The 1,062-nt window shown below is 65.5% G+C and carries 1 protein-coding gene; it reads left to right on the top strand.

What is annotated here, in order from left to right; genetic code table 11:
• A partial coding sequence (locus tag ACIOJD_RS34540; RefSeq protein WP_401920598.1) for an SDR family NAD(P)-dependent oxidoreductase occupies positions 1–1,062 on the top strand: 1,062 nt, incomplete at both ends.

The following is a 1,062-nucleotide window of genomic DNA, read 5'->3' as shown; positions in this document are numbered from 1 at the left end:
ACGGCGAGTCAGGCCAAGTGGCCGACCGTGCGTGAACTGGGCGTTGATGCCGGGCGTATTGCTTCCTCCCGGACCACGGACTTTGAGGAGACGTTCTCGCGGGCTACGGATGGGGCCGGGCTGGATGTCGTACTGGACTGTCTGGCGGGTGAGTTTGTCGATGCGTCGTTGCGGTTGACGAAGCCCCATGGCCGGTTTGTGGAGATGGGCAAGACCGATATCCGGGACGCGGACGAAGTCGGGGCTGCTCATGAGGGCGTGGTCTATCGGGCGTTCGATGTGATGGACGCCGGTCCGGTGCGTATCGGTGAGATGCTGGAGGCGTTGCTGGAGTTGTTTGAGGGCGGTGTGTTGCGTCCGGTTCCGGTGACTGCGTGGGATCTGGCTCGGGCTCCGGAGGCGTTGCGGTTCCTGGGTCAGGCCAAGCATGTCGGCAAGGTTGTTCTGACGGTTCCGGCTCCGTGGCGTGAGTGGGGCACGGTGCTGGTCACGGGTGGTACGGGTGGTCTGGGTGCGGTCGTGGCCCGGCATCTGGTCACCGAACACGGCGTACGGGACCTGTTGTTGCTCTCCCGCCGTGGCCTTGAGGCACCCGGCGCGGCTGACCTCGAACGAGAACTGACCGAGTTGGGGGCGCGGGTCACGATCGCCGCGTGTGATGTGAGTGACCGTGCGGCTCTGGCGGGTGTGCTTGATGCGGTTCCGGATGATGTTCCGTTGTCCGGTGTGGTGCATACGGCCGGTGTGCTGGACGACGGTCTGGTCGCTGATCTGACTCCGGAGCGGCTGGCCCGGGTGCTGGCGGCGAAGGCCGAGTCCGCCCTGCACCTGCACGATCTCACGGCTGATCGCGACCTTGATGCGTTTGTTCTCTTCTCGTCGTTCGCGGGTGTGGTGGGTAATGCGGGTCAGGCGGCTTATGCGGCTGCCAACTCGGTGCTGGACGCGCTCGCGGTGTCCCGTCGGGCTCAGGGTTTGCCGGGTGTGTCGCTGGCGTGGGGGATGTGGGAGAACTCCGCCGGCATGGGCGGCACACTCAACGAAACCGACCTCAACCGCATG

This window comes from Streptomyces sp. NPDC088116 (genome assembly GCF_044741745.1).
Lineage (GTDB): Bacteria > Actinomycetota > Actinomycetes > Streptomycetales > Streptomycetaceae > Streptomyces.
The sequence above is the reverse complement of the archived record's forward strand: the minus strand, read 5'-3'. Positions and strand labels throughout refer to the sequence as shown.